Genomic DNA, 24,450 nt, shown 5'->3' with positions numbered 1-24,450 from the left:
GCGCCGTTCGGCTGCCGGTCCCCGGCCGGATCGCCGTCGGTCCTCCCGCAGTGGTCGACCTGTCCATGGTGCTCACTCATCCCGTCCGTGCCCGACCCGGCACGATAACAATCCACGCCCGCGGCCGGGCAGCCGGTTCCCCCGGCGGGTGACGGCGCGCCGCGGGCCGGGATCGTGCGGGTGCGCCCCGGTCGGACGGGTTTCCGACGAGGCACGGCGCGACCTGCCGGCCGTCCGCCCCCTCGGCCGCCCCTTCGGCCGCCCCGCCCGCACCGGTGCCGCGGGACGGTCAGTAGGCTGGTGGCCGATGTGACGGTCCGTCAGCTCGCCGAGCCATCGGGCCGTCGGGACGGTCCGCGGAGTCCGCGGAGTCGGCGGAGTGGGCGGCGCGAGGCCGCACGGCGGGTGGAGGACTGGGGCGTGACGGGGACACTGCGGGCCGAGCCGGGACCGGGGACCGGCACCGGGGCGGCGACGTACACCGGTCTCGTGCTGGCCGGACTGGCGCGCGATCCGGGCCGGGTGGCGATCCGCCACGGGGCGGAGGCACGTACGGCGGCCGAGTGCCTGGCGGACGTCCACCGGCTGGCACGGGCCCTGCTGACGACCGGACTGCGACGCGGGGACGGCGTCACCGTCCTGGCCGGGAACCGTCCGGAGACGGTGCTGGTGCGGCTGGCGGCCAACCTGATCGGCTGCCGGGTCGCGATGCTCTACACCGACCGGCCGGTGGCCGACCAGATCGCGATGGCGGAGTCGGCGCGGACGACCGCCTTCGTCTTCGACCCGGCGCGGTTCGGCGCGGAGGCCGCCCGGATCGCCGCCGAGCTGCCCTCGGCCGGCCTGCTGGCACTCGGGCCGACCACCCTGGGGGCGGACCTGCTGGAGCTGGCCGCACCGCTGCCCGCCGAACCGGTGGCCCCCCGGTTCCGGCCCGAGGACGTGATGGCCGTCCGGTTCACCGGCGGCTCGACCGGACGGCCGAAGGGGGTGCTGCGCCGGTTCGCCCGCCCGCCGCGGCCGGAACTGGTGGCGGCGTCGGTGTTCCTCCTCTGCACGGCGCTCTGCCACGGCGGCGGCACCACGGCCGACCTCGCGCTCGCGGCGGGCGGCACCGTCGTGCTGCAGGACGGGTTCGCGGCGGAGGAGGTGCTGGCCGCGGTGGAGCGGTACCGGGTGTCCCGGGTCTACCTGCCGCCGCACCTGCTGTACCGGGTCCTGGACCACCCCGCACTGGCCCGGACCGACACCGGCAGCCTTCGCCGGGTCACCTACACCGGCTGTCCGGCGGCCCCCGAGCGGCTGGCCGAGGCGACCCGGCGGCTGGGCCGGGTGCTGCACCAGACCTACAGCCTGACCGAATGCGGGCCGGTGACCAGGCTGACGCCGGACGAGCACCTCGACCCGCGGCTGCTGACCACGGCGGGCCGGCCGTTCCCGGACACCGACGTGCGGATCCTGGACGAGGAGGGCCGGCCGCTGCCGCCGGGCGCCACCGGCCGGATCCGGGTGCGCACGCCTACCGCGATGCAGGGCTACTGGCGCGATCCGGAGCTGACCGCCCGGGTGCTCCGGGACGGCTGGCTGGACACCGGCGACCTGGGCTCCCTGGACGGGGCCGGCTACCTGACGGTGGCGGGGCGGAGCGACCCGATGGCGATCGTCGACGCGCACAACGTGTTCCCGCGGGATGTCGAGGGTCCGCTGCTGGCCCACCCCGCGGTGCGGGAGGCGGTCATGTTCGCCACCACCGGTCCGGACCGGCTGCAACGGGCGCACGCCGCCGTGACCGTGCTGCCCGGCAGCGGGGTGACGGCGGAGCAGCTGCACCGGTGGGTGCGGGAGCGGAGCGGGCCGCTCTGCGACCCGGCGACGATCCTGGTCCTGCCGGGGATCCCGCTGGCCGTGACCGGGAAGCCGGACCTCGGGGCGCTGCGGGGCCTGCTGACCGGGACGGGGGCGCACGGAGCGGGGGCACACGGGCCAGGGGCGCACGAAGCGGGCGCGCACGAGACGGGGACGCACGGAGCGGGGGCGCACGGAGCGGGGTAGTTCGCGCCGCCTGCGCTTCGACCGCCCGCGCGCACCACCGTCCGCGCGGCGGTGGCGATGCGGAACCGCCCGTGGACACTCGACCCGGCGGGCCGGTCTGCCGATATCCCCGGCGGCACCTTCTCGCGCCGCCCACAGGAGGCACCTTCCGTGACCTGGCTCCGCGTCCTGACCGCGCTCGGCATCCTCGCCGTGGCGGCCAGCGCCCTGCTCGTCTTCGCCCTCTGCACGGCCGCGGCCCGGGGTGACCGTTCCGACCGCGGCGCGCCGCGGGACCTCCGGGAGGAGGCCGAGCGGTCCGGGCTGATCCGCCGTACCAGTGGCGAGAGTTGACGGGAGGTCGGCACCCCGGGCGGGAGCCTGCCGGCGCGGCCGCGGCGGCGCGGGGCGCGGGCGCGGCCGCGGCCGCGGCCGCGGCCGCGGCCGCCGGGTGGCGTACCGGTTCACCGTCGACACGAGGACACAAGGTGTCCTAAGGTGAACGACGTGTCCTTCACCGGTCCCCCGGCACACGGCACCGGCGCGCCGCGCACTCCGCGGCCTGCCGCTCCCCCGGCGTCCCCGACGGACCCGGCGTTCCCCGCACGAAGGAGAAGCACCGTCATGGCCGAGACCCTGACCGCCGCCAAGGCGGACCTGGTCGACCTCGCCCACCGCAGGATGCAGACCGCCATCCCCGACAACGGCTGGACCACTCGCCAGAAGCTGGCGCTGACCTGCCGGATCCTCTTCGACGCCGGCCACGACTCCGGCCTGGCCGGCCAGATCACCGCCCGCGCCGAACGGCCCGGCACCTACTACACCCAGCGACTCGGGCTCGGCTTCGACGAGATCACCGAGTCCAACCTGCTCCTGGTGGACGAGGACCTCGAAGTCCTCGAAGGGGACGGCATGGCCAATCCGGCCAACCGCTTCCACAGCTGGGTGTACCGGGCCCGCCCGGACGTCAACTGCATCATCCACACCCACCCGTTGCACATCTCCGCGCTGTCGATGCTGGAGACCCCGCTGGTGGTGTCGCACATGGACCTCTGCCCGCTGTACGACGACTGCGCGTTCCTGGAGAAGTGGCCCGGCATCCCCGTCGGCAACGAGGAGGGCGAGATCATCTCGGCCGCGCTCGGCGACAAGCGCGCGCTGCTCCTGGCCCACCACGGACAGCTGGTGGCGACCGGCACCGTCGAGGAGTCCTGCACCCTCGCCGTGCTCTTCGAACGGGCCGCCCGCCTCCAGTTGCTGGCCTCCGCGTCCGGCCGGATCCAGGAGATACCCGAGCTGCTCGCCCGCGAGGCCCACGACTGGACCTCGACCCCCAAGCGCGGCCAGGCCAACTTCGCCTACTACGCCCGGCGTGCCCTGCGGGCCGGACACGGTGACGCGCTCACCCCGCCGCAGACCGGCACCTCACCCCACTCCCCCGACAGCCGTGACAGCCGTGACAGCCAGGACAGCCCCGGCACGAACGGCGGTGCCTGAGATGGCCGGCCTCACCCTGGACGGGATCATCGCCTACCCGGTGACCCCGTTCACCCCCGGCGACGGCGGCGTGGACACCGACGCGCTCGCCGCCCTGGTCGACCGCCTGATCGCCTCCGGCGTCCACGCGATCGCACCGCTCGGCTCCACCGGCGAGAGCGCCTACCTGGACGACCAGGAGTGGTACACCACCGCCGAGACCGCGCTGGCGGCGGTGGCCGGGCGGGTGCCGTCGGTGGTCGGCGTCGCCGACCTCACCACCCGCAACGCGGTCCGGCGCGCCCGGTTCGCCGAACAGGCGGGCGCGGACGCGGTGATGGTGCTCCCGGTGTCGTACTGGAAGCTGGACGAGCGCGAGGTGACCCGCCACTTCACCGCCGTGGCCGAGGCGGTCTCCGTCCCAGTGATGATCTACAACAACCCCGCCACCAGCGGGATCGACCTCTCCCCCGAGCTGATGGTCTCGCTCGTCGAGCAGGTGGAGAACATCACCATGGTCAAGGAGAGCAGCGGCGACGTGCAGCGGATGCACCGGCTCTCCCAACTCACCGACGGTGCGCTGCCCTTCTACAACGGCAGCAACCCGCTGGCGCTGGAGGCGTTCGCCGCCGGCGCGGCCGGCTGGTGCACCGCGGCGCCGTGCCTGATCCCCGGGCCCGTGCTGGAACTCCACCGGGCGGTCAGGGCGGGCGAGTTGGACGCGGCCCGCGAGGTGTTCCAGCGCCAGCTGCCGGTACTGGAGTTCATCCTGCGCGGTGGCCTGCCCACCACGGTCAAGGCCGGCCTGGCCCTGCGCGGGCTCGACGTCGGCACGCCGCGGCCTCCGCTGCTGCCGCTGGACGAGGAGCGGACCGGCCGGCTGGCCGAACTGCTCGCAGCCGTGGGCTGACACCCGCCGCCCCGGAGGCCCGGGTCCCGAAGAGGGCGCCCGGCCTCCGGCCTTCCCGGCCCCGGCCTCAGCGCAACCGCGCCGGCAACCGCGCCAGGGGCAACCGCGCCGGCAGCGGCCTCAGGGCAGGGTCGGGACGCGGTCCGCCGGGCCGGCCGGGTCGTCGTGGATCACCACGAGGACCGCGGCCGGCCCGGCGCCGGTGGAGCGGCAGCGGTGCGGCAGCGCCGAGTTGAAGTAGACGCTGTCGCCGGGCTCAAGACTCACCGTCCGCTCCGGGAACTCCAGTTCGGCCGTCCCCTCGTGGACGAAGAGGAACTCCTCGCCCGCGTGGGACTTGAACGGCGAGTCGCCCAGCTCGGTCGGCGGGTGCATCATGAACGGCACCATCTGCTTGCCGGTCAGCCCGGTCGCGATGCCCTCGTAGTGCGGCGTGCCGGCACCGGTCCCGCCGGCCATCGGCGTCCGCTCGCCGGCCCGCACCACGGTCACCAGCTCGGGCTCCACCTCGTCCGAGAACAACCGGCTGACGTCCACGTTCAGCGCGTGCGCGAGCTTGAGCGCGGTGGAGATCGACGGGTCGCTGAGCCCGCGCTCCACCTTGGACAGGTAGCTCTTGGTCACACCGACCTGCGCCGCCAACGCCTCAAGGCTGAGCCGGTTCTGCTTCCTCAGCACCCTCACTCGGCTGCTCATCGCGCGCTACCTCTCGCCCCGGAACGTCCCGGTCCAGTATCCCATCCGCCCGGCGGACGCCCGACAGTCGCCCGGCTGACGGCCGGCTGACGGCCGGAAGACTCCCGACAGGCACCGGCCAGACACCGGCCAGGCACTGGACGGACGCCCGTCGGGCACCCGCGCTCCGCCGTCAGTGCCCTTCGAGGTCGTCCGGGCGGACGGCGATGTGGTCGGGAGCGAGCTCCACGGCCACCCGGTGCTCCATGCCGAGCGCCTCCAGGAACTTGGCCGGGAGCTGGACCCGGCCGGTGCGGTCCAGCATCACGTACTCGGTCTCGTTCACCGACTCCTCGCCGTGCTCGTCGGTGAGCGTGCGGCGGAGCACCTCGCTACTGGTCCGGCCGTCCCGGATGGCGACGGTCCGGCGCACCTCGCCGGCCACCATCGGGTCGTGGGTGACGATCACGACCGTGGCCCCGAGCTCCCGGTTGACGGTGCGGAAGGCCTCGAAGATGCTCGCCCCGGTCTCCGAGTCGAGCTCACCGGTCGGCTCGTCGGCGAGCAGCACCGGCGGGTTGTTGGCCATGCCGACCGCGATCGCGACCCGCTGCTGCTGGCCGCCGGACATCTCGGAGGGCCGCCGGTGGGCGAGCTCGCCGATCTCCAGGGCCTCCAGCAGTTCGGCGACCCGGGCGGCCTGCCGGCGGGAGGCGCCCCGGGAGGACCGGCCGCCGCTCAGCTGCATCGGGAGCGCGATGTTCTCGGCTGCCGTGAGGAAGGGCAGCAGGTTGCGGGCGGTCTGCTGCCAGATGAAGCCGACCACCTCGCGGCGGTAGCGCAGGCGTTCGCGGGCCGACATCTCCAGCAGGTCGGACCCGGCGACGGTCGCGGTGCCGGCGGTCGGCACGTCCAGCCCGGCGAGGATCGTGAGCAGCGTCGACTTCCCGCTGCCGGAGGCTCCGACCAGGGCGACGAGGTCGCCCTTCCGGATGGTCAGTTCCAGGCCCTGGAGGGCCTGCACCTCGACGCCCTGGGCGCTGAAGATGCGGACCAGGCGGTCGCAGACGATGGCCGCGTCCGCCTCTCCGAAGGCCTTGGGCGCGGCGGCGGCACGTGCCCGTTCCTGCAGTTCCTGGAAGGTGGGGGCCTGGACGGCCGACCGCTCCTGGGCGCTGCTGTTCACCGCTGCTCTCCTCTCGTCGACGCTGTGCTTCTGTCACGGTCGCACCGTTGTGCTTCCGTGGTGTGCCGGGCCGGGGTGCTCATCGCTGGTCCCCCGCCCGGAGTTCGGTGGCGATCTGGCGCCGGCCGGAGACCAGCGCCTCCGCGACCACTCCCGCCGAGACCAGGACGGCCAGGCCGACCGTCTGGATCAGGACCGGCAGGACGACGACCGGCAGACCGGGCGGGATCTCCGCGCCGACCAGGACGGACAGGTCGAAGGCCGGGCCGAGCAGGGCGACCGCGGCGACCGCGGTCAGTCCGCCGCCGAGCGCCGCGACCAGTGTCTGGGGCAGGGTCTCGACCAGGATCAGGACCAGGCCCTGCCGGGGGCGCAGGCCCATGGTCCGCAGCCGGGCGAGCAGGGCGGCACGCTCGGGTGCGGCCCGGACGAGGGTCAGCAGGACGGCGAGCAGGGCGAGCACTCCGGCGCCGAGGACGGCGGCCCAGAACAGTCGTCCGGCGGACCGCTGGAGCGGGTCGTCGGCGAGGTCCGCGGCCACCGCTCCGCTGGTGCGCAGCGTGTAGCCGGCGGGCAGCGCGTCCTTGTCGGCGGACGCACCGCCGGACGCGCCGACGGACGCGCCGACGGACGCGCCGACGGATGCACCGGCAGGTCCGTCCGAGGGCCTGGCCTGGCCCGGACCGTTGACGATCAGGTCGTGCACCAGGTGCTTCAGCGCGCCCTCGTCGACGGAGCCGGTGGCGAACCAGAGGTTGGCGCGGCCGAGTTCCGGTGCGCGGGCGGCAGCCGGCGCGGCGGGCAGGACGACGAACAGGCGGCCGTCGCCCTGGAGGGCGGGCGTGTCGTCGACGGTCCCGGCCGTGGTGACGAGCAGTTCGCCGCCGGCGGGCAGCCGCAGCCGGTGGCCGCCGGCGTCCCCGGACAGCTTCTTGGCGAGCTCGGTGGAGACCAGCGCCGGCACCGAGCCGTCCGGGCCTCCGGTCCCGCCGGCGAGCACGGCCGGGTCGAAGGCGCCGCGGCCGAGCGAGCGGGATATCTCCGCGTACGCGGCCGGGTCGGCGACGACGGCGGAGACCCGGGTGGAGCCGTTGCCGGTCCCGAGGAGGAACACCTCGGTGTCGGACCAGACGGGGGCGGCGGCCCGGATGCCGGGGAGTGCGGCGGCCGCGGTGGAGAAGGCCTCCGGGACGGTGACGCCGATCGGGACCAGGACGGAGGCGTCGCCGCCGACGGTGATCCGGGCGGCCCGGGTGCGGGCCGAGTCGACGGCGTCGAGGACGGTGGCCCCGAAGCCGGCCGTGGTGACGGCGAGCAGCAGGGCGAGCAGCGGCAGGACGGACGGTCGCGGCCGGTTGTCGGTGCCGCGGGCGGCGCGGGCCAGTCCGAGGAAGCCGACCACGCCGCTGCCCCGGCCGGCGGCCCGGGCGAGTGCGCCGACCAGCAGCGGCTGGATCCGGGCGAGCAGCAGGCCTCCGGTGAGGGCGAGCAGCAGCGGCGCGGCGATCAGCAGCGGGTCCAGGCCGTCGCCGACGGGGGCGACGCCGCGTCGCCTGACCTCGACCACGGCGGCCACGGTCAGGGCCAGGACGGCGAGTTCGCCGACCAGGCGGCGCCGGGTGCCGGCGGTGCGGGGCTTCGACCAGAGCAGTGCGGCGCGGGCCGGGAGGGCGAGCAGGGTGAAGAGGGCGACGGCCAGTGCGGCCAGGACGGCGCCGCCCCAGCGCGGGGTGGGCAGCAGCAGCAGCGCGAGCGTCGTCGCCACCGCGGCGGCGGGCAGCACGGTGATCGCGTTCTCGCCCAGCAGCCGCCGCAGCACGCCGCCGCGCGAGCCGCCGCGGGCCTGGAGGAGCCGGAGTTCGGCGGTGCGCCGGTCCGAGGAGAGCGCGGCGGCCAGGCAGAGCACCACCGCGCCGACCCCGGCCAGTCCGGCCGGGCCGAGCGCGGCCAGCGGCGCGACGGCCTCCTGGCGGGCGGTGGCCTCGCGGAACAGCTGCGGAAGCCGGGAGGTGATCCGCAGGTCGTTGTGGTGGGTGGCGGCGATCAGCGCGGTCGCGGTGGGTCCGGTGAGGTAGGAGGAGATGTCCTGCTGGGTCCGGGGGAGCTGGTCGGCGCGCAGGCGGTCGATGTCGAGCGGCAGCCGCCAGAAGTCCTGTGCGCCGGGCGCCCAGGCGTCGAGCTTGTCGAGCGAGCCGCCGGCGACCAGGCCGGTGCTCCGCCAGTAGGCCTTGGGCAGCGAGTCGGTGGTGAAGGCGAGGCAGGCCTGGAAGGGGCAGGGCAGCTCGGTCCAGTACGGGTCGTCGGCGGACAGGGGGGCGAAGAGGCCGACCACCTGCGCCTGCGGGGCGTCCCCGGTGATGGACTCCGCGGTCTTGAGCACGTCGCCGAGGCGGACGCCGAGCGTGTCCGCGGCGGCCTTGCCGAGCGCGATCGGGACGGGCCCGCCCGACGCCCTGTCCTCCGGCCATTGGCCCTCGACCAGGGTGGTGTGGTCGCTGAGGCCCTGTACGTACAGCAGGTCCATCACCGGGGGGATGGCCTCGACCGTGGCGAGACCGGGGTTGACCAGGGTGCGGGGCTTTCCGCTGCGGGCGCCGTAGACGGGGCCGCTCGGGGCGACGCCGTAGGTCGGGCCGGTGTGCGCGGTCAGCTGTGCGGCGGTGTCGTCGAGGTCCTTGGCCCCGGTCAGGCGCGAGCCGGCGAGCAGGCTGGTCGCGGCGGGGCCCCGGCTGTGCAGGAAGTCGCGCAGCCCCTGGTCCGCGGTCCGGTCCAGGAGGCGGGGGAAGGCGGCGGCCAGGAAGACGGTGCCGAACGCCAGTGCCGCGGTGAGCAGGGCCGCGATCGGCATCGCGCGCAGCCTGGTGCGCACCCAGGGAGCGGGGAGGGGGGCGGTCGCGGCGCGGGTTCGCGCGCGGGCCGTCCCGTCCGTGCCGGCTGGACTGGTCACATCTCCTCCATGTGTCGCAGCCGCTGGGCCACGTCCCGGCGGCGGCGGCCGCTCAGGAGGGCCGAGAGCAGCGGGACTGCGGCGATCGCGACGGCCAGCAGGACGGCGGTGCCGACCGGCAGGTCGACCACGACCTCCGGGACGGGGCGGCGGGCCGCCGGGGTGAGCACGACGAGGGGCACGATCAGATGGACGATCAGGGCGCCGAGGCCGAGGCCGACGACGCTGCCGAGACCGACCAGGACGGCCTGTTCGGAGGCCGCGGTGCGGACCAGCCGGCGCCGCGGGGTGCCGAGGGCGAGGAGCAGCGCGAACTCCCGGGAGCGTTCGCCCGCGGCGGCGGCCGAGGCGGCGGCGAAGCCGATCGCGGCGAGCACCGTGGTGACGACCGCGATGGCGGCGAGCGCGTTCTGCGGGGCGGCGCTGAGCGGGTCTCCGGTCAGCGCGGCGGCGACCTCCTCGCGCAGCTGCAGGTCGGGGGCGCCGGGGGCGCCGCGCAGGGCGGCGGCGGCCTGCGCGGGTGCCGGGTCGTCGGAGCCGGTGCCCGGCAGCCACCACTCGGCGGGGACGGGCGTCTCCCTGCCCTCGGCGGCGAGCGCCCGGCTCACGGTGGCGAGGTCGAGGAGGAGGGACTTGTCCCCGACGACGGGCAGGGACTCGACGGCCGCGGTGACCCGTACCCGCAGGGTGGTGACGCCGATCGGCACCCGGACGCTGTCCCCGACCTTCGCGCCGTTGGCGGCGAGGAAGCCGTGGGTGGCGACGCCCGTGACGTCGTCCGGCGCGGTCGCGGCGGTCGGGGTGAAGACGCCCCGCAGGCTGCCGGGAGGGCCGCCGAGGGCGCGGTAGCGCACCTTGAACAGCTGCCGGGCGTCGGCGGGTTCGGCCTTGCCGTCGGCGGAGAGCACACCGTTGACGGCGGTTCCGCTGGGGCCCCAGCTCAGGCCGGCCGGGACCTCGACGGGCACGGCGGCGGCGCCCGGCCCGTCGGCTACGGAGAGTCCGCGGACGGTCAGCTCCCCGCCGCTCCGCGCGTCGGCGGACACGATCACCCCGGCGACCGCGAGCGGTGCGGAGGCCGTGCCGAGCGGCGCGTCGGTGAACGCGCCGAGGTCGGCGGTGGCCCGGCCGTCACCCGAGGCGGGGAGGCCGGTGAGCGGGACCTGGAAGGTGAGGCCGTAGCGGTCGCGGACCAGCAGCCAGACCTCCGGGCGTTCCCTGGACGGCGCGGCGTCGCCTTCGCCCGGGCTCTCGATCCGGGCGCCGGGCGTGAACGTGACCTCGGCGTCGATCCGCTGCGGGCGGCCGGGCAGCGGCACTCCGGCCGCCGCTCCGGTGGGCGCGGGCTTGGCCAGGGAGCCGAACAGTTCCTGCGGGTCGCGGCCGTCCAGCAGGTCGGCGCGGACGGGGACGCGGTCGGCGAAGCGGGCGGCGTCCACGACGATCACCTGCCCGTAACCGTTGTCGGGGAGGGACTGCTCCTGCCGGACGACGGGGAGGATCCGGTCGCCGCCGGGCAGCGCGCTGTACCGGCTTCCCTGGCCCATCGGGGCGGTCTTGGAGTTGTGGATCCGCAGCCCGCCGGCGGTCGTGTAGCTCGCCTGGTCCTGCTGGGAGGTGTTCCAGGTGGCGTGCTGGCCGAGCGCCAGGACGCCGGTGGAGACGCCCAGGACGAGGAGCAGGACCGGTCCGCTGGCCCGGCCGGGGCGGCGGGCCAGCTGCCAGCCGACCAGCGCGGGTGCCAGGCCGCGGCCGCGGGCGGCCAGCCGGGCGCCGAGGCGGGCGGCCAGCGGCAGCAGGCGCAGCACCAGGAGGGTGCCGGCGCCGAGCGCGAGGGTGGGGGTGGCGACCAGGACCGGGTCGAGGCCGAGCCGGCCGGACGAGTCCGGGGACAACCCGCCGCTGTACTGGGAGAGTTGGTAGTAGGCGAGGACGGCCAGGGCGAGCAGGGCGAGGTCGGCGCCGGAGCGGGCGGCGCCGGAGGCCAGCGCCTGGCGGCGGCCGGCGCGGCGCAGCACGGCCGCTCCGGCGCCGCGCAGCAGGGCGGGCACGGCGGCGAGCAGGACGCAGCCGAGGGCGCAGAGGACCGCAACCGGCCAGAGCGACCAGCTGAGGCCGGTGTCCAGGGGCACGTGGCGGAGCGGGCCGAAGCCGCCCAGGACGCGGAGCAGCGGCGGGGTGAGCAGGGGGGCGAGCAGCGCGGCGGGCAGTGCGAGCAGTGCCGCCTCCGTGGCGGTGAACGCGCCGAGCCGGGCGCCGGACGCGCCGCGGGCGGCCAGCAGGGCGTTCTCCGACTGCTGGCGGGTCGCGATCAGGTGGACGACCAGGAGGAGGGCTGCGGCGGCGAGCACGATCAGCTGCAGGGCGCCGATCAGCAGGGTGGAGCGGGCGACCAGTGCGCTGGACTCCAGTTCGCGGAGCAGGTCGGTGAGGTCGCTCCGGGCTATCACGCCGCCCTTCTTGGCGAGTTCGTCGGCCAGGCCGGGCGCCCGGGTGCGCAGGGCCTCGACGGTGGAGGGGGCGACGCCGGTGAAGTCGGCGTCGAGCAGCCAGCTGCGGCCGTTCTGCGGCACGCCGGCGGCGGTGAAGACGCTGTCGTCGACCAGCAGCGGGCCGTAGGTGGTGAAGCCGCCGACCTGGATCTCCTGCCCGTGCAGCGGGTCGATCCGCCAGTAGAGGTCGTCGGCGTCGGTGGCGCGGTACACGCCGGTGAGCCGGACGGTGAGCGGTGGGCCGCCGTAGCGGTCGGAGAGCTGCACGTTGGCGGGCAGCGCTTCGGCGGTGAGGCCCAGCCGGGCCAGCGCGGCCTGCGGCAGGGCCGCCTGGAGGGGGCCGCCCGCTCCGGGCGCCTTGGCGGTCTCGGGCCAGGCGCCGGCGAGCAGGCTGACGCGCTGCCGGTCGACGGTGGCGAGGAGGGTGAGGTCCACCTCCTTGGCACCGGACCCGCGGCCCGCCTGACCGCCCGGCTGGTCCGGCAGACCGTAGGACCGGCTGCGGGCCAGGCTCTGGGTGGTGGTGGGAAGGTCGCCGAAGAGGGCCCGGGCGTACTCCGCGACCGCGGCCTCGTCCTTGGCCCGTTTGTCCAGCCCGTGCTCGGAGTTGACCAGGACCGTGGTACGCGGGTGGCCCGCGCCCTGGAGCGCCTGGCGCTGGCCGACCTCGCCGACCGTGCGCTGGAACGCCACCAGTGCGGTGAGCACCGCCGTCGTGATCAGTACGGTGAGCAGCGCCGCACTGGCCAGGGGCAGTCGCCCGCGCAGACGGCGCACGACAAAGCCGAGCATCCTGATTCCTCCCCCGGTCCATCATGGCCCCGCGCCGCTGCCCTTACGGGCAGACTTCTCCCACTGCGCGGATGGGCGCCCTTGGCGCACCGATACGGTGATCACCGGCGCTTGATCACCGGATAGCGGACGATGCTGTCAGATCCGGTCAAAGAAAGGAAGGGACTTGCGCGAATCATGTAAGTAATGAGCAAATGCTGCGGATCGCAGCGCTGTTGCGGCTGATGTGAGGTCAGACCCGCGGCTTCGCGCAACCGATAGCCATGACCGACAGCCGCGGCTGAAGGTCATGAACACATCAGCTTTTTGCCGCTCGGCAAGGAGCCGCGAAGGAACACCCCACCCCCAGGGAGACGCCGCATGACGCAGCAACCGGTCGCCACCGTCACGGCCCCCATGGTGGCCGTCACCGATCTCCGGCGCAGCTTCGGCACCGGCGAGCGCGCCGTTCACGCGTTGCGCGGAGTCAGCTTCTCCATCGGGAAGGGCGAACTCACCGCCCTCAAGGGCCGGTCCGGCTCCGGCAAGACCACCCTGCTCAACCTGGTCGGCGGCCTGGACAGCCCGAGCAGCGGCACCATCACCCTCGACGGCACCGACATGGGAAGCCTCGACGAGGAGGGCCGGCTCGCCCTCCGCCGGGACCGGATCGGCTTCGTCTTCCAGTCCTTCGGCCTGCTCCCGGTGCTCACCGCCGCCGAGAACGTCGGCGTGCCGATGCGCCTGCGGAAGGTGCCGGCCGCCCAGCGCGAGGAGCGCGCCCACACCCTGCTCGCCCTGGTCGGGCTCGCCGACCACGCCAACCAGCGCCCCGGCGAGCTCTCCGGCGGCCAGCAGCAGCGCGTCGCGATCGCCCGCGCCCTGGCCAACGAGCCCGACCTGATCATCGCCGACGAGCCGACCGGCCAGCTGGACTCGGAGACCGGCCGCTCGATCATGCAGCTGCTCCGCGCGGTGGTGCACAGCGAAGGCGTCACCGTCCTGGTCGCCACCCACGACCCGACGCTGATGGAGCTGGCCGACCGGGTGGTCGAGCTCCGCGACGGCCGGATCGTCGAAGAGCCGGCCGACTGAAGCCCGGCGCCTCGGAGCCCTGCCCCCCAAGTGCCGGCAAAAGGTCGACAAGCCGACGTGGGAACACCCGGAATCCCGCCGCTGCAAATGCCCGCATGAATAGCGGGACCGGGTACCGCCGCAATGCGCCGGAGTGGCCGACCGGGGAATCCGGGCCTTCGCCGACCAGGAATCGGCAAAGGCCCGGATCACCGAGGCCCACCACCCACACAGGAATTCCCCGCCGGGCCCGCAGCGGGCGGAGCGTATAAAGCAGTACGGCAGGATCGGGGCCCGCCCCCCGGCACCGTCCAGGTCAGGCCGCCCCCGGCTTCGACGGCCCCGCCGCGGAAGAGCACCGCCGAAGGCTTTCCACCGCCGCCCGGACGGACGGCACCCCACGGCGAGGTGACGGTTTGTGCCGGAACCCGTCGCCCGCCGGTGCGGTCACTGCTCCGGGATGCGGCCGCACATCGCGTTGCCGGGCTCGGACGGGTCGGCGCTGATCCAGAACTGCGCCCACAGGAGGGCGAATTCGGGCCGGCTGAGATACCCGTCGCCGTCCAGGTCGAGCAGGTCGAAGACGTCGTCGGTCTCCACGCTCCGGCCGTGCCAGACGTCGACGAGGCGGCGGTGCTCGTCGCGCGAGATGCGGCCGTCCCCGTTCTCGTCCACGGCGTCGAAGACGGTGTCGGCGGTCGCCGTGACGACCTCGCGCAGGGCCGGGAGCCGGTCGACGAGGGCCAGGAACTCGTCCATGTCGACCCTGCCGTCGTGGTCGGCATCGGCGACCGAGAGCAGGTGGTCCCACCAGCCCGTCATGAGCGCCTCGACCCTGGCCCTCAGCCCGGCGTCCCGCCGGACGGCCGGCAACCGGCCCCAGCGCTCCGCCAGGGCCCCGAAGTCGTCCTGCCGCAGGCAGCCGTCCCCGTCCGTGTCGAACGCGGCGAAGACGTTGCGGAGCTTGCGCTGCTGGAACTCGCTGGCCATGAACGGGCCTCCCCTGTGCCGAACCGCTGCTGTGCGCTGCTGTGCCGAACCGCTGCTGCTCGGGGCCGCTGTCGTGCCGGACCCGTGCGCCACCACGCGTGGCGACAGGATGGTGACTATAAGTGCGCGGCGCGGGCGCCGCCGGGCTTCGGGGGAAGAACGGGGAATCCCGGCACGGCCGCGCCGGGTGTGCTAGCCGGGGGCCGGCTCCGGCCCGTGCCCCGCCGACCCCGGCCGGTCCCCGCCGAGTGGCGCTCCCGTCCATCGTTTCTCTGCTCAACTTCGCTCCGAACGACGGGAGTTGCGCGGCCGAGCGGTCGGGGTACGTATCCGGGGTACGTATCGGGGGGCGGTGCGGGTCCGAGCGGGAGGAGCAGGCTGTGCCGGAGCGGCAGCGGGTCGTCATGCGGTGCACCTGGCCCGGGCACGAGCGGGTGGTGTCCGAGCACGTCGTCTACTGCGTCGACGGTGAGCCCGTGCCCGGCGTGCCGGGCATCCCCCCGTGGGACACCTTCCGCGGGCGTTCCAGCGACCGCGTGCGCCTACCGGTGACCGACGAGGAGGCGAGCCGCTGGCAGGAGGCCCTCGCCGCCTACGTCCTCGAAGCCGAGTCCGTCTCCGACGGGCTCCGGGGCCTCCGGGACCTCCGGGTGAAGGCCGGGCGCCGGAGCCTGCTCGGGAGGCTTCCGGCGGTACGCCGACGGAGGGCGGCCCGGCTGGGCAACGCCGAGGAGTCGTACGCCGCCCGCATGGCGGCCGCCGAACGGGCCTACCGCCCGGTGCTGCGGGAGGTCGAGGCCCGGTTCGTGGCGGCGCAGGAGGAGGAACGGGCGGCCCGCGCCCGGGATCAGGACCGCGAGGAGGCCGCCCGGCTGGCCCGCGTCGCCGCGCTGGGCAGGTGGAAGAAGCGGTGGGCCGACCTCGCCCGGGCGGCGGACCTCCGGGTGTGGGCCTGGGAGTACGAGGGGCACACCCTCTCCCTGCTGCCCCACGATGGCCGTCGGCACGGCCGACCGGCCCTGACCGCTCGCGACTTGGCGAAGATCCTCGTCGTACTGGCAGGCCGCGGGTGCACGCGGGTGGAGTGGGAGGAGGAGGCACGCCGTTCGGTGGAACAGGTGGTCGGCGCCGGGGAGTTCTCCGCGTGGTGGCGGTACGTCCTGAGCGCGACGGTGAACACCCGCGCTTTGGAGGCGGCGGAGCGGGAGATCGTGTCCACGGTCGAGCGGGCACTGGCAGCCCTCGCGGCAGCCGGGAGGCCCGGGCTGCAGACCTTCACCGTGGACTACCACGAATCCGTGTCCGGATGGCGCCTCGCTCTCGACCCGCCGCAGCACCTCGTGCAGCCGAACGTCGAGCTGCCGGTCATGCCCTGGCTATCCACCAGTGGTGGATGGAGGTTCGGGAACTACGGCGGCAGGGTCTACCGGTACGACACGCTGGTGCTGACGGTCGACCGGCCACCGTGGGAACCTGGCGGATTCGCCGAGGTGACGAAGGAGACCGTCTACGCCAGTTTCACGCGGGACAGGTGGAGCCGCCAAACTCCCACGTGGTTCGCGGAGTCGCTGCTCGACGACGAGGTCGAGCACTACAACCCCGCCTACCAGACGGACCTGAGCTTCCGCCTCGCCGAGCACGCGGACGCCCGCGAGTTCGTTCCGTACGTGGTGGCACTCGCCGGCATGGTGACGACCGGGCTCTCCGAGGTCGCCCACCGCCAGGGCGTGGCCCTCTGACCCCTCTGCCTCCTCTGCCTCCTCCGCCTCCTCTGCCTCCTCCGGGCGCCGGCGGGTCCGGCGCCGGTCCGACGCCGGGTGCGGCCGGGCCGGGGGCCGAGCCGCCGGCCGGTCCGGGGATCGGGCCAACTGCCCCTCCGGTGCAGGCCCGTGGGCGGAGGAGGGGGGCCTCCTCCGCCCACGGGGGTCACGCGGGAGGTGGCTCAGGCCGCGGCCCGCCACCGCTGGTCGGGTGCTCCCGTACAGGGGGCGAGGACCAGTGGGGTGCCGTCGGCGGTGCCGGCGCCGGAGGGGGCCAGGCAGCGGCCGGCGCTGACCAGGGAACGGTCCGGTCCCTGCTGCCACCGCTGGGCGGGCGCTCCGGAGCAGGCCGCGATCGTCACCGGCGAGGTGGAGCCGTCCAGGCAGAGGCCGCCGAGCCCGGTGAGGGCGCCGTCGCTCCGCAGGGTCCAGCGCTGGTTGGGCCCTCCGTGGCAGGAGTAGAGGGTGGGCCTGGTCCCCGGGGAGGTGGCGCTGCCCGGCAGGTCCACGCACCGCTCGGACACGGCGTTGACGAGCATCGCGTCGCTCGGCGGGGGCAGCGCGGCGCCGGTGGCCGAGATCTCGGCCGCGCTGGTCCACGGACCGCGGTCACCGGCCTCGCTCAGCACCCGCAGCCTGAGGTAGCGGCCCGGGGTGGCGGCGAAGGACACCGGTTTCGCGGCGGCGGTGTCGGCGAAGGTGCCGGTCGCCACCGGACTCCCCCAGTCGCTCGTCAGATCGGAGACGTAGACCTCGTACCGGCCGGCCCGGCCGTTGACGCCGCCGTCCTGCCGCGGCAGGTACGTCAGGCCGTCGACGGCGTGGCGGGCCCCGAGGTCGATCCGGATCTCGTGCGGCAGCGGCGCGGCGGTGCCGGACCACCGGGTGTGCCAGATCGTCGCCGGGTCGCCGTCGACGGCGTTGGCGGCGGCGCCGTTCTCGCCGGCGGTCTCCTGGCTGTCGGCGTGGATCACCTGCCAGCCGGCCTGCGGGATCTGCGGCGAGCCCGGGGTGACCGGCCCGCCGGCCGGGACGGTGATCCCGCTCGCGGTCACGGTGAACGCCGCGGCCCGGTCGCCCGCCTTGATCAGGAGCACGCCGGCGCGGTCGGCCGGGTCGAAGTACCAGCCGCTGCTCGCGGCGTCGTACGCGGCCCTGCTGGTCAGCGCGGTCAGCGCCGTCCCGTCGACCGCCACGGAGGCCGGGGCGCCCGCGGTGTGCACGGTGAACTCGTAGCCGCGCGAGGACGGCTTGCCGGTGTAGCTGCCGTCGGCCGCCCCGACGGCGATGACGGCGTCGCCCCGGCCGGTGGTCGGCGCGGTGACGTCGACCCGCTGGCGGGCGTAGGCGCCGGACTGGTAGGCGCGGGTCACTCCGTCGTCCTCGTACAGGTCGAACGAGGAGGAGCCGCGCGGGTACACGTCGTAGGTCAGCGTGGAGACGCTCTTCTCGCCGGTGCGGTTCATCTGCGGCCACATCGGCACGATCGCGCCGGAACGGACGAACAGCGGCAGGGTGTCGAGCGGGGCGGCGTAGCCGTTGAGCCAGCCCGGCCCGTTGTAGACCTTGCCGGTCCAGTAGTCGGTCCAGCTGCCGGCCGGCAGGTAGATCCCGTCCCGGACCGCCGTGTCGCTGACGACCGGCGCCACCAGGAACGAGTCGCCGGCCATGAACTGACCGCTCGTCAGGTTTCCGCGCGCCACCGGGTCGTCCGGGTACTCCAGCACCAGCGCCCGGGTGGAGGGCACGCCGGTCTCGGTGGCGGTCCGGCCCATCGTGTACAGGTACGGCATCAGCCGCATCTTCAGCTGCAGGTACTTGCGGTTGATCGACTGGTACGGCTCGGGGAACCGCCACGGCTGCTTGTCCTGGTACCCGGCCGCGGGGTTGCTGGCACCCCATCCGGACATCGTCATGAAGGCCGGGGTGAAGGCCTTCCACTGGAGGTCGCGCACATAGGTCTGCGGGCTCCCGCCGAAGATCCCGTCGATGTCGCCGGAGGCGTAGTTCAGGGCCGACAGGCCGGCCCCGGCGATCGAGGGGACGTGCCAGCGCATGGCGTCCCAGGTGCCGCTGGTGTCGCCGGTCCACACGACCGCGTTGCGCTGGGTGCCCGCCCAGCCGTCCACGGTCCAGACGAAGCGCCGCGCGTCCGAGTTCTTCTCGATGCCCGTCACGGCCTGCTTCACCCCGTCGAAGGCGTACTTGTAGCCCGAACCGATCCAGGCGACGTCGGTCTTCACCGCCCGCGAGCCGGCCGTCCCGACCTCGCGGTCGATGTCGGCGAGCCCGGTCGAGGTCCACAGGCCGGTCCGGAAGCCCTCGGCCTTGAGCGCGGCGACGGTGGCGGGCAGGTCGGTGTAGCCGCAGCCGTAGCCGTCGTTGGGCAGGAACCAGCCGGAGGGCATGTCCGCCTTCCGCGCGTCCTGCGCGTAGCCGACCACGTCGGGCGTGGTCTGGTGCCGGGCCCGGGTGTGGTCTCCCCGGTAGTCCGGGTTCGAGGCGTTGAAGCAGTCGGCGTTGCCCAGCTCCAGTCCCCAGATCGGGGCGAGGAACGGCTTGCCGGTGACGTCCGTGTAGTCGTTCAGCACACCCTTGAGGGAGGTGTCCGTGAAGTACCAGGCGTCGAAGCGCTTCTCGTCGTGGGTGAGCGCCGTCGGGGCGCGGAAGTCGTAGGAGCCCGGCGCCCAGGTGTTGCGCATGACGCCGTAGCCGTTGGTGGACATGTAGAACGGCGCCGGGCTTGCGTTGGTGCCCTCGGTCCACTTGTTGGAGACCGCCACCGGCACCGTCCGGTCGCGCAGCGCCCACTCGCCCAGGTGCAGGCCGGTGCCGTAGAACTGCTCGTCCGCGCCGCGGGCGAGGTACTGGGTGGTCTTCCCGCCGGTCCAGCCGGTCGGCCCGGACTCGGCCCACACGAGGGTGGTGTCGTCGGCCCGGTAGAGCGCGAAGGTCAGCGGCGACTTGTTGATCCGCAGACTGATCGCGGGGGTGCCGATCCGCCAGTACGCGCCGGCGTCGGTGAGGGTGGCGCCGACCGCGCCGAACGAGGTGGTGACCGCCAGGTCGGTGCCGGCCGGGTCGTCGCGGAAGGAACCGTCGGGGGAGAGCCAGATCCGGAAGACGTCGGCCCGGGCGACGACGATCCGGGCGGCGGCGGCACTCGACGTCCGGACGGTGAAGGTGTCGCCGGCGCGGGTCACCGCCGTGGCGTTGCCCGCCGTCGCGGCCCGCGCCGGCGGGGCCGGCGCGACTGCGCCCAACAGGGCGGCGAGCAGGGTCAGGACCACGGCCGCGGCCGTGCGCCGGGGACCGGCGGCTCGTGGTCGGGGGATGGGGGAAGCGGCTGCAGCGCTCACTCGCGCCTCCTGGAAGAGATCGGGGCTCGCCGCGCACTCGGGCGGCCGGGAGGTGAGGTCGTGCTCCGCTATGACACCAGGGGCATGACATGTCGTCAAGTGCTCATACTGATGCCTTTTTGAGCATTATCGAGCACGTTTTGCAAAGCCGTGCGCACGGACGGCCGAGGAGCAGCCCCGGCCGCCGGCTCCGGCGTCGACCCGGCCACCGACTCCGGCCACCGACTCCGGCCACCGACTCCGGCCGTCGGCTCCGAGTGGCCCCATCAGGGGCCTCAGGCGTTCACCGGCCGCGGGTGCACGGTGGTCAGGATCCCCAGTAGGCGGGCCACTTCGACGGCGACCGCCTCCCGGCCCGCGCCGAGGTAGGCCCGGGTGTCGACCAGCCTCTCGTCGGCGCCGAGGCGTTCGCGGACGGCGCCGGTGAAGACCCGGTTGAGGTGGGTGGCTATGTTGATCTTCGTCATGCCGTGGGCGACGGCGGCGGCGAGGTGCTCGTCGGCGACGCCCGAGGACCCGTGCAGGACCAGCGGCACCGGGACGCCCGCCCGGAGCTCGGCGATCAGCCCCAGGTCGATCCGGGCGTCCCGGGTCCGCATGGCGTGCGAGGTGCCGACGGCGACGGCGAGCGCGTCGACCGAGGTCGCCCGGACGAAGGCGGCGGCCTGCGCCGGGTCGGTCCGGGCGCCCGGCGCGTGGACACCGTCCTTGCCGCCGACCTCGCCGAGCTCGGCCTCCACCGTGACGCCCGCCGCGCGGCAGCGGGCGGCGACCTCCGCCGTGGTCCGCACGTTCTCCTCGTACGGCAGGGCCGAGGCGTCGAACATCACCGAGGTGAAGCCCAACTCGACTGCTTCCAGGACCAGTTCGGCGCGGGTGGCGTGGTCGAGGTGGACCGCCACCGGGACGGCCGCGGCGCGCGCCACCGCCAGCGTGGCGGTGGCGATCGGCGCGAGGCCCCGGTGGTAGCGCACGGCGTTCTCGCTGATCTGCAGGACCACTGCGGTGCCTGCGGCCTCGGCGCCGGCCACTATGGCCTCGGCGTGCTCCAGCTGGATGACGTTGAACGCGCCGACGCCGTGGCCGTCACGGACGGCTCGGGCGAGGATCTCGCCGGTTGCGGTGAGGGGCATGGGTGGCGGGGCCTTTCTTCCTGAGGGGCGGCCCGTGGGTCGGGCCGAGGGCGGCGGGCCGAGGGCGGCGGGCCGAGGAGCGGGCCGATGGACAGGCCGAGGGCCGGTCCGGCAGGCAGGCCGGCGGGCCGAGGGCCGGGTTCCGGTGGCGTGACGGCTCATCGGGCGGGTAGCGACGCCGGCCGGGGGTGCTCCGGGCCGTCGACGGCCTCGACCTCGACCTGTGCGAACAGCCGGGTGCGGACCACCGGGTCGAAGCGGCCGGCCGAGGGGGCGAGGACGGTCGCGGCGGACAGGGCCGCCGCCTGCCGCAGCCGTTCGGGCCACGGCGTGCCGCGGACCAGCCCGGCGGCGAGGGCGGCGACGGCCGAGTCGCCGGCGCCGGTGGGGTTGCCGGAGAGCGGGTCCGGCAGCCGGGCCCGCCAACGGCCCTCGGGGGTGCAGGCGAGGAGCCCGTCCGGCCCGAGCGAGGCCACCACGGTCTCCGCCCCGGCCTCGCGCAGCAGTTCGGCGCCGCGCAGCGGGTCGTCGGTGCCGGTGGCGGCGGCGAGTTCCGCCGCGTTGGGCTTGACCAGCGCGGGCCGTGCCGCGAGCGCGCCGAGCAGGGCGGGGCCCTCGGCGTCGAGCAGGGCCGGGACGCCGTGGGCGGTGGCCGATTCGACCAGTCGGCGGTAGGTGTCCGGCGGAAGCGCGGACGGCAGGCTGCCGGACAGGACGACCGCCTCCGCCCCGCCCAGCAGGAGGTCGTAGCGGGCGGCGAACGCCGCCCACTCCGCCCCGGTGACGACGGGGCCCGGTTCGAGGTACACGGTGGTGTCGCCGTGGCGGTCCTCGACGACGGCCACCGTGCGCCGGGTCTCGCCGGCGATCTCGACCAGTTCGTCGGTGATCCCGGCGGCCGCGAGATCGGCGCGCACCGCCTGCCCGGTGGCGCCGCCGGCCAGCCCGGTGACGACGGCGGGGTGCCCGAGCGCGGTGAGGACCCGGGCGACGTTGACGCCCTTGCCGCCGGCCTGCCGGGTGACCGCGACGCGGTTGCTGCCGTGCCGCGTGACCTCGTCCAGCCGGTAGGTGACGTCCAGCGCCGTGTTGAGGGTGACCGTGAGGATCACCGGTGACCGCCCTCCACCGGACCGACCGCCACCGGACCACCCACCGGGCCGGCCACCGGATCACCCACCGCATCGCCCGCCGCGTCGCTCAGCAGATCCTCGGCGAGCAGGCCCGCGCCCAGGCAGCCGGCGTACGGGCCGAGCCGGGCGGCCGCCAGGTCGGGCGCGGCGCGGAAGGTGAGCCGTTCGGCGAGCCCCGCCCGCAACGGGCCCAGCAGTTCCTCGCCCGCCTCGGCCAGCCCGCCGCCGACGACGACGCGTTCGAGGTCGAGGAGGAGGGTGAGTGCCGCGAGCCCGTCGGCCAACGCCTCGACGGCCTCGGTCCAGATCCGCACGGCCGGTGGTTCGCCGGCCGCGGCCCGCGCCCGGACCTCGCTCGCACCGACCCCCTCGGCACCGGTGGCCCGCGCGTAGCGGCGGGCGACGGCGGAGGCCGAGGCGAGGGTCTCCAGGCAGCCCCGGTTCCCGCAGCCGCAGGGATCGCCGCCGGGCCTGACGACCAGGTGGCCGAGCTCGCCGGAGGCTCCGCGGCCCCCGGCGAAGGGTCGGCCGTCGACGATCAGGGCGGCGGCGATGCCGGTGCCCACCGGAACGAAGGCGAGGTTCCGGCAGCCGCGGCCGGCCCCGAGCCGGCTCTCGGCGAGACCGCCGGCCCGTACGTCGTGGCCGAAGGCGACCGGCAGGGCGAGGTGTTCGGCCACCCGGCGGCGGACCGGCAGGTCCCGCCACCCCAGGTTGACCGCCCGGGCGACGACCCCGGTCTCCTCGTCGACCAGGCCCGGCACGACCACACCGGCCGCCGTCGCCGGGGCGTCCAGTTCGAGGGCGCGGCGGCGCAGTTCGCCGGCGCAGGCCAGCACCGTCCCGATCACGGCGTCCGGGCCGCGTTCGGGGCGGGTGGGCCACTGCCGGGTCTCCAGCAGCCGTCCGCCCTCGACCACCCCGCCCTTGATGTGCGTTCCGCCGACGTCCAGCGCGACGACACTCACGGACCGGCCCCCTCCGGCGCGGGACCGCGGGAACGCACGGCGGTCACGGCCGGTCCAGGATGATCGAGCGCGTGAGGTTGCGGGGCCGGTCCGGGTCGAGCCCCCGGGCGACGGCGATCCCGACGGCCAGCCGCTGGGCCCGCACGAGGTCGGCGAGCGGGTCGAGCGGGGAGACCGACACCGTGGCGCCGACGCTCCTGACCTGCTCGGCGAGCCCGGCCGGCGGTTCTCCGAGGAACCAGACGGTGCTGTCGGGGTCGGTGACGCTGATCGGCCCGTGGCGGTACTCCATCGCGGGGTAGGACTCGGCCCAGGAGGACGAGGCCTCACGGACCTTCAGGGCCGCCTCATGGGCGAGGCCACAGGTCCAGCCGGCGCCGAGGAAGGTGAACTGGCGGGAGTCGGCGGCACCTTCGGGCAGCGGCTCCGCCAGGGCCCGCTGCGCCTGCTCCGGGAGGTCGTCGGGGGCCAGGCCGAGGTGCGCGCGCAGCAGAACCAGCGCGGTGGTGGCGAAGCGGGTCTGGACGACGGACCGCTCGTCGGCGAAGTCCAGCACCACCAGGGACCTCGCGGCCCCGGCGATCGGGGTGGTGGCGTCGGCGGTGACGGCGACGGTCTCGGTGCCGCGCAGGCGCGCCAGCGCGTCGAGCACCTCCGTGGTGGTCCCGGACCGGGTCAGGGCCACCACCCGGTCGTAGCGCCGCCGGTGCGGGAACTCCGAGGCCGCGAACGCGTCGGTCTCCCCCAGCCCGGCGCTCTCCCGAAGGGCGGCGTAGGCCTGCGCCATGTAGAGCGAGGTGCCGCAGCCGATCACCGCCACCCGTTCGCCGGGCTCCGGAAGTCCCTCGGGCGCCAGGCCGATCGCGCGCCGCCAGCAGTCGGGCTGGCTGGCGATCTCCGTGTCCACGTGACTCATTGGCTGTCCTCCAAGCAGGGGGCAGTGCTCAAATATGCTTGATTTATAGACCCTCCATCCATCTTTGCGCAATCTCGATCAGCACTTTGCAGTCGCGATCAGCGCTGACCAGCCACGGGCCCGGCACCGCACCGGCCGCCACCAGCCGTCCGTGACCACCGCGCCCTCGCGCGACGCGACGGGGAGCGGAGGCGAGGAAATCGGAGCTCGGGGCCCGGGGCCCGGGGCTCAGGGCTCAGGGCTCAGGCGGGCGCGATCGGGGCGAAGCGGTCGCCTCCGGTGATCCACTCGCCCCGGCGCATCACGGCGACCAGGTCGTACGCGGCGGAGTCGACGACGACCAGGTCGGCGTTCTTGCCCGGCTCCAGCGCGCCGACGGTGTCGGCGAGGCCGAGCAGGCGGGCCGGGACGGCGGAGAGGGACTCGGCGGCCTGGCCGAGGGTCAGGCGGCCGACCGTCACGGAGCGTTTGAAGGCCCGGTCCAGGGTGAGCGTGGAGCCGGCGATGGAACTGCCGTCGGTGAGCATCGCCACGCCGTCCTTGACCTCGACCTGGAGGGGGCCGAGGGGGTAGAGGCCGTCGCCCATGCCGGCGGCGCCCATGGCGTCGGTGATCAGGGCGACGCGGGA

At 75.0% G+C, this 24,450-nt stretch carries 17 protein-coding genes; 6 read left to right on the top strand and 11 right to left on the bottom strand.

The features are described from left to right. Window positions 1–420 precede the first annotated feature (420 nt). From AC067J_RS20220 to AC067J_RS20205, 4 genes are all read left to right on the top strand, one after another. Window positions 421–2,052 (top strand): AMP-binding protein, encoded by a 1,632-nt coding sequence (locus AC067J_RS20220; RefSeq protein WP_478301030.1) that lies wholly within the window; start codon window positions 421–423, stop codon window positions 2,050–2,052. A 150-nt stretch (window positions 2,053–2,202) separates the two neighbouring features. Further along, complete coding sequence (locus AC067J_RS20215) at window positions 2,203–2,385, top strand: hypothetical protein (protein ID WP_478301029.1); 183 nt, start codon at window positions 2,203–2,205, stop codon at window positions 2,383–2,385. Window positions 2,386–2,655: 270 nt separating this feature from the next. Continuing rightward, complete coding sequence (locus AC067J_RS20210) at window positions 2,656–3,528, top strand: aldolase (protein WP_478301027.1); 873 nt, start codon at window positions 2,656–2,658, stop codon at window positions 3,526–3,528. Between the two features lies 1 nt (window position 3,529). Then, complete coding sequence (locus AC067J_RS20205) at window positions 3,530–4,417, top strand: dihydrodipicolinate synthase family protein (protein ID WP_478301025.1); 888 nt, start codon at window positions 3,530–3,532, stop codon at window positions 4,415–4,417. A gap of 120 nt (window positions 4,418–4,537) precedes the next feature. On the opposite strand, the gene AC067J_RS20200 is transcribed toward AC067J_RS20205, so the two are convergent. From AC067J_RS20200 to AC067J_RS20185, 4 genes are all read right to left on the bottom strand, one after another. Then, complete coding sequence (locus AC067J_RS20200) at window positions 4,538–5,113, bottom strand: helix-turn-helix domain-containing protein (RefSeq protein WP_478301023.1); 576 nt, start codon at window positions 5,111–5,113, stop codon at window positions 4,538–4,540. A gap of 172 nt (window positions 5,114–5,285) precedes the next feature. After that, complete coding sequence (locus tag AC067J_RS20195; RefSeq protein ID WP_478301021.1) at window positions 5,286–6,278, bottom strand: ABC transporter ATP-binding protein; 993 nt, start codon at window positions 6,276–6,278, stop codon at window positions 5,286–5,288. 79 nt (window positions 6,279–6,357) lie between these two features. Continuing rightward, window positions 6,358–9,225: a hypothetical protein gene (locus tag AC067J_RS20190; protein ID WP_478301018.1), complete on the bottom strand. Its 2,868-nt coding sequence runs from the start codon at window positions 9,223–9,225 to the stop codon at window positions 6,358–6,360. After that, window positions 9,222–12,509 (bottom strand): FtsX-like permease family protein, encoded by a 3,288-nt coding sequence (locus AC067J_RS20185; RefSeq protein ID WP_478301017.1) that lies wholly within the window; start codon window positions 12,507–12,509, stop codon window positions 9,222–9,224. The genes AC067J_RS20190 and AC067J_RS20185 overlap by 4 nt, the downstream gene beginning before the upstream one ends. 360 nt (window positions 12,510–12,869) lie before the next feature. Between AC067J_RS20185 and AC067J_RS20180 the strand changes: the two genes are divergently transcribed. Beyond that, window positions 12,870–13,583, top strand: coding sequence for an ABC transporter ATP-binding protein (locus tag AC067J_RS20180; RefSeq protein WP_478301016.1), 714 nt, complete (start codon window positions 12,870–12,872; stop codon window positions 13,581–13,583). A gap of 426 nt (window positions 13,584–14,009) precedes the next feature. Here the strand turns inward: AC067J_RS20180 and AC067J_RS20175 are convergent, their stop codons facing one another. Beyond that, on the bottom strand, window positions 14,010–14,552 hold the full coding sequence (locus AC067J_RS20175) for an EF-hand domain-containing protein (protein ID WP_478301014.1): 543 nt from the start codon (window positions 14,550–14,552) through the stop codon (window positions 14,010–14,012). A 380-nt stretch (window positions 14,553–14,932) separates the two neighbouring features. Here AC067J_RS20175 and AC067J_RS20170 point away from each other — a divergent pair, with 380 nt between their 5' ends. Then, a complete protein-coding gene (locus AC067J_RS20170; RefSeq protein WP_478301012.1) occupies window positions 14,933–16,291 on the top strand; it encodes a hypothetical protein in 1,359 nt (452 codons plus the stop codon). A 203-nt stretch (window positions 16,292–16,494) separates the two neighbouring features. Here AC067J_RS20170 and AC067J_RS20165 read toward each other — a convergent pair whose 3' ends face one another. The 6 genes from AC067J_RS20165 to AC067J_RS20140 form a co-directional block, all read right to left on the bottom strand. Then, window positions 16,495–19,602: a TIM-barrel domain-containing protein gene (locus tag AC067J_RS20165; protein WP_478301011.1), complete on the bottom strand. Its 3,108-nt coding sequence runs from the start codon at window positions 19,600–19,602 to the stop codon at window positions 16,495–16,497. A 344-nt stretch (window positions 19,603–19,946) separates the two neighbouring features. Next, complete coding sequence (locus AC067J_RS20160) at window positions 19,947–20,804, bottom strand: class II fructose-bisphosphate aldolase (RefSeq protein ID WP_478301009.1); 858 nt, start codon at window positions 20,802–20,804, stop codon at window positions 19,947–19,949. Between the two features lie 158 nt (window positions 20,805–20,962). After that, complete coding sequence (locus tag AC067J_RS20155) at window positions 20,963–21,916, bottom strand: 1-phosphofructokinase family hexose kinase (RefSeq protein ID WP_478301007.1); 954 nt, start codon at window positions 21,914–21,916, stop codon at window positions 20,963–20,965. Next, window positions 21,913–22,905 carry an ROK family protein gene (locus AC067J_RS20150; protein WP_478301005.1) on the bottom strand — a complete coding sequence of 331 codons (993 nt, stop codon included), beginning with the start codon at window positions 22,903–22,905 and terminating at the stop codon, window positions 21,913–21,915. The genes AC067J_RS20155 and AC067J_RS20150 overlap by 4 nt, the downstream gene beginning before the upstream one ends. Before the next feature lie 43 nt (window positions 22,906–22,948). Then, window positions 22,949–23,821: an SIS domain-containing protein gene (locus tag AC067J_RS20145; protein WP_478301003.1), complete on the bottom strand. Its 873-nt coding sequence runs from the start codon at window positions 23,819–23,821 to the stop codon at window positions 22,949–22,951. A 242-nt stretch (window positions 23,822–24,063) separates the two neighbouring features. Continuing rightward, window positions 24,064–24,450 (bottom strand): amidohydrolase family protein (locus tag AC067J_RS20140; protein ID WP_478301001.1); only part of this gene is annotated, 387 nt, incomplete at its 5' end.

It is taken from the genome of Kitasatospora sp. NPDC042419 (genome assembly GCF_056437345.1).
Note: the sequence above shows the minus strand (reverse complement) of the source record. Positions and strands in the feature narration are given on the sequence as shown.

Bases quoted from the DNA above. Each gene is read 5' to 3' on its own strand.
- AC067J_RS20210 (WP_478301027.1), top strand. From the start codon at position 2,656: ATGGCCGAGACCCTGACCGCCGCCAAGGCGGACCTGGTCGACCTCGCC.
- AC067J_RS20205 (WP_478301025.1), top strand. From the start codon at position 3,530: ATGGCCGGCCTCACCCTGGACGGGATCATCGCCTACCCGGTGACCCCG.
- AC067J_RS20200 (WP_478301023.1), bottom strand. From the start codon at position 5,113: ATGAGCAGCCGAGTGAGGGTGCTGAGGAAGCAGAACCGGCTCAGCCTT.
- AC067J_RS20185 (WP_478301017.1), bottom strand. From the start codon at position 12,509: ATGCTCGGCTTTGTCGTGCGCCGTCTGCGCGGGCGACTGCCCCTGGCC.
- AC067J_RS20180 (WP_478301016.1), top strand. From the start codon at position 12,870: ATGACGCAGCAACCGGTCGCCACCGTCACGGCCCCCATGGTGGCCGTC.
- AC067J_RS20175 (WP_478301014.1), bottom strand. From the start codon at position 14,552: ATGGCCAGCGAGTTCCAGCAGCGCAAGCTCCGCAACGTCTTCGCCGCG.
- AC067J_RS20160 (WP_478301009.1), bottom strand. From the start codon at position 20,804: ATGCCCCTCACCGCAACCGGCGAGATCCTCGCCCGAGCCGTCCGTGAC.
- AC067J_RS20145 (WP_478301003.1), bottom strand. From the start codon at position 23,821: ATGAGTCACGTGGACACGGAGATCGCCAGCCAGCCCGACTGCTGGCGG.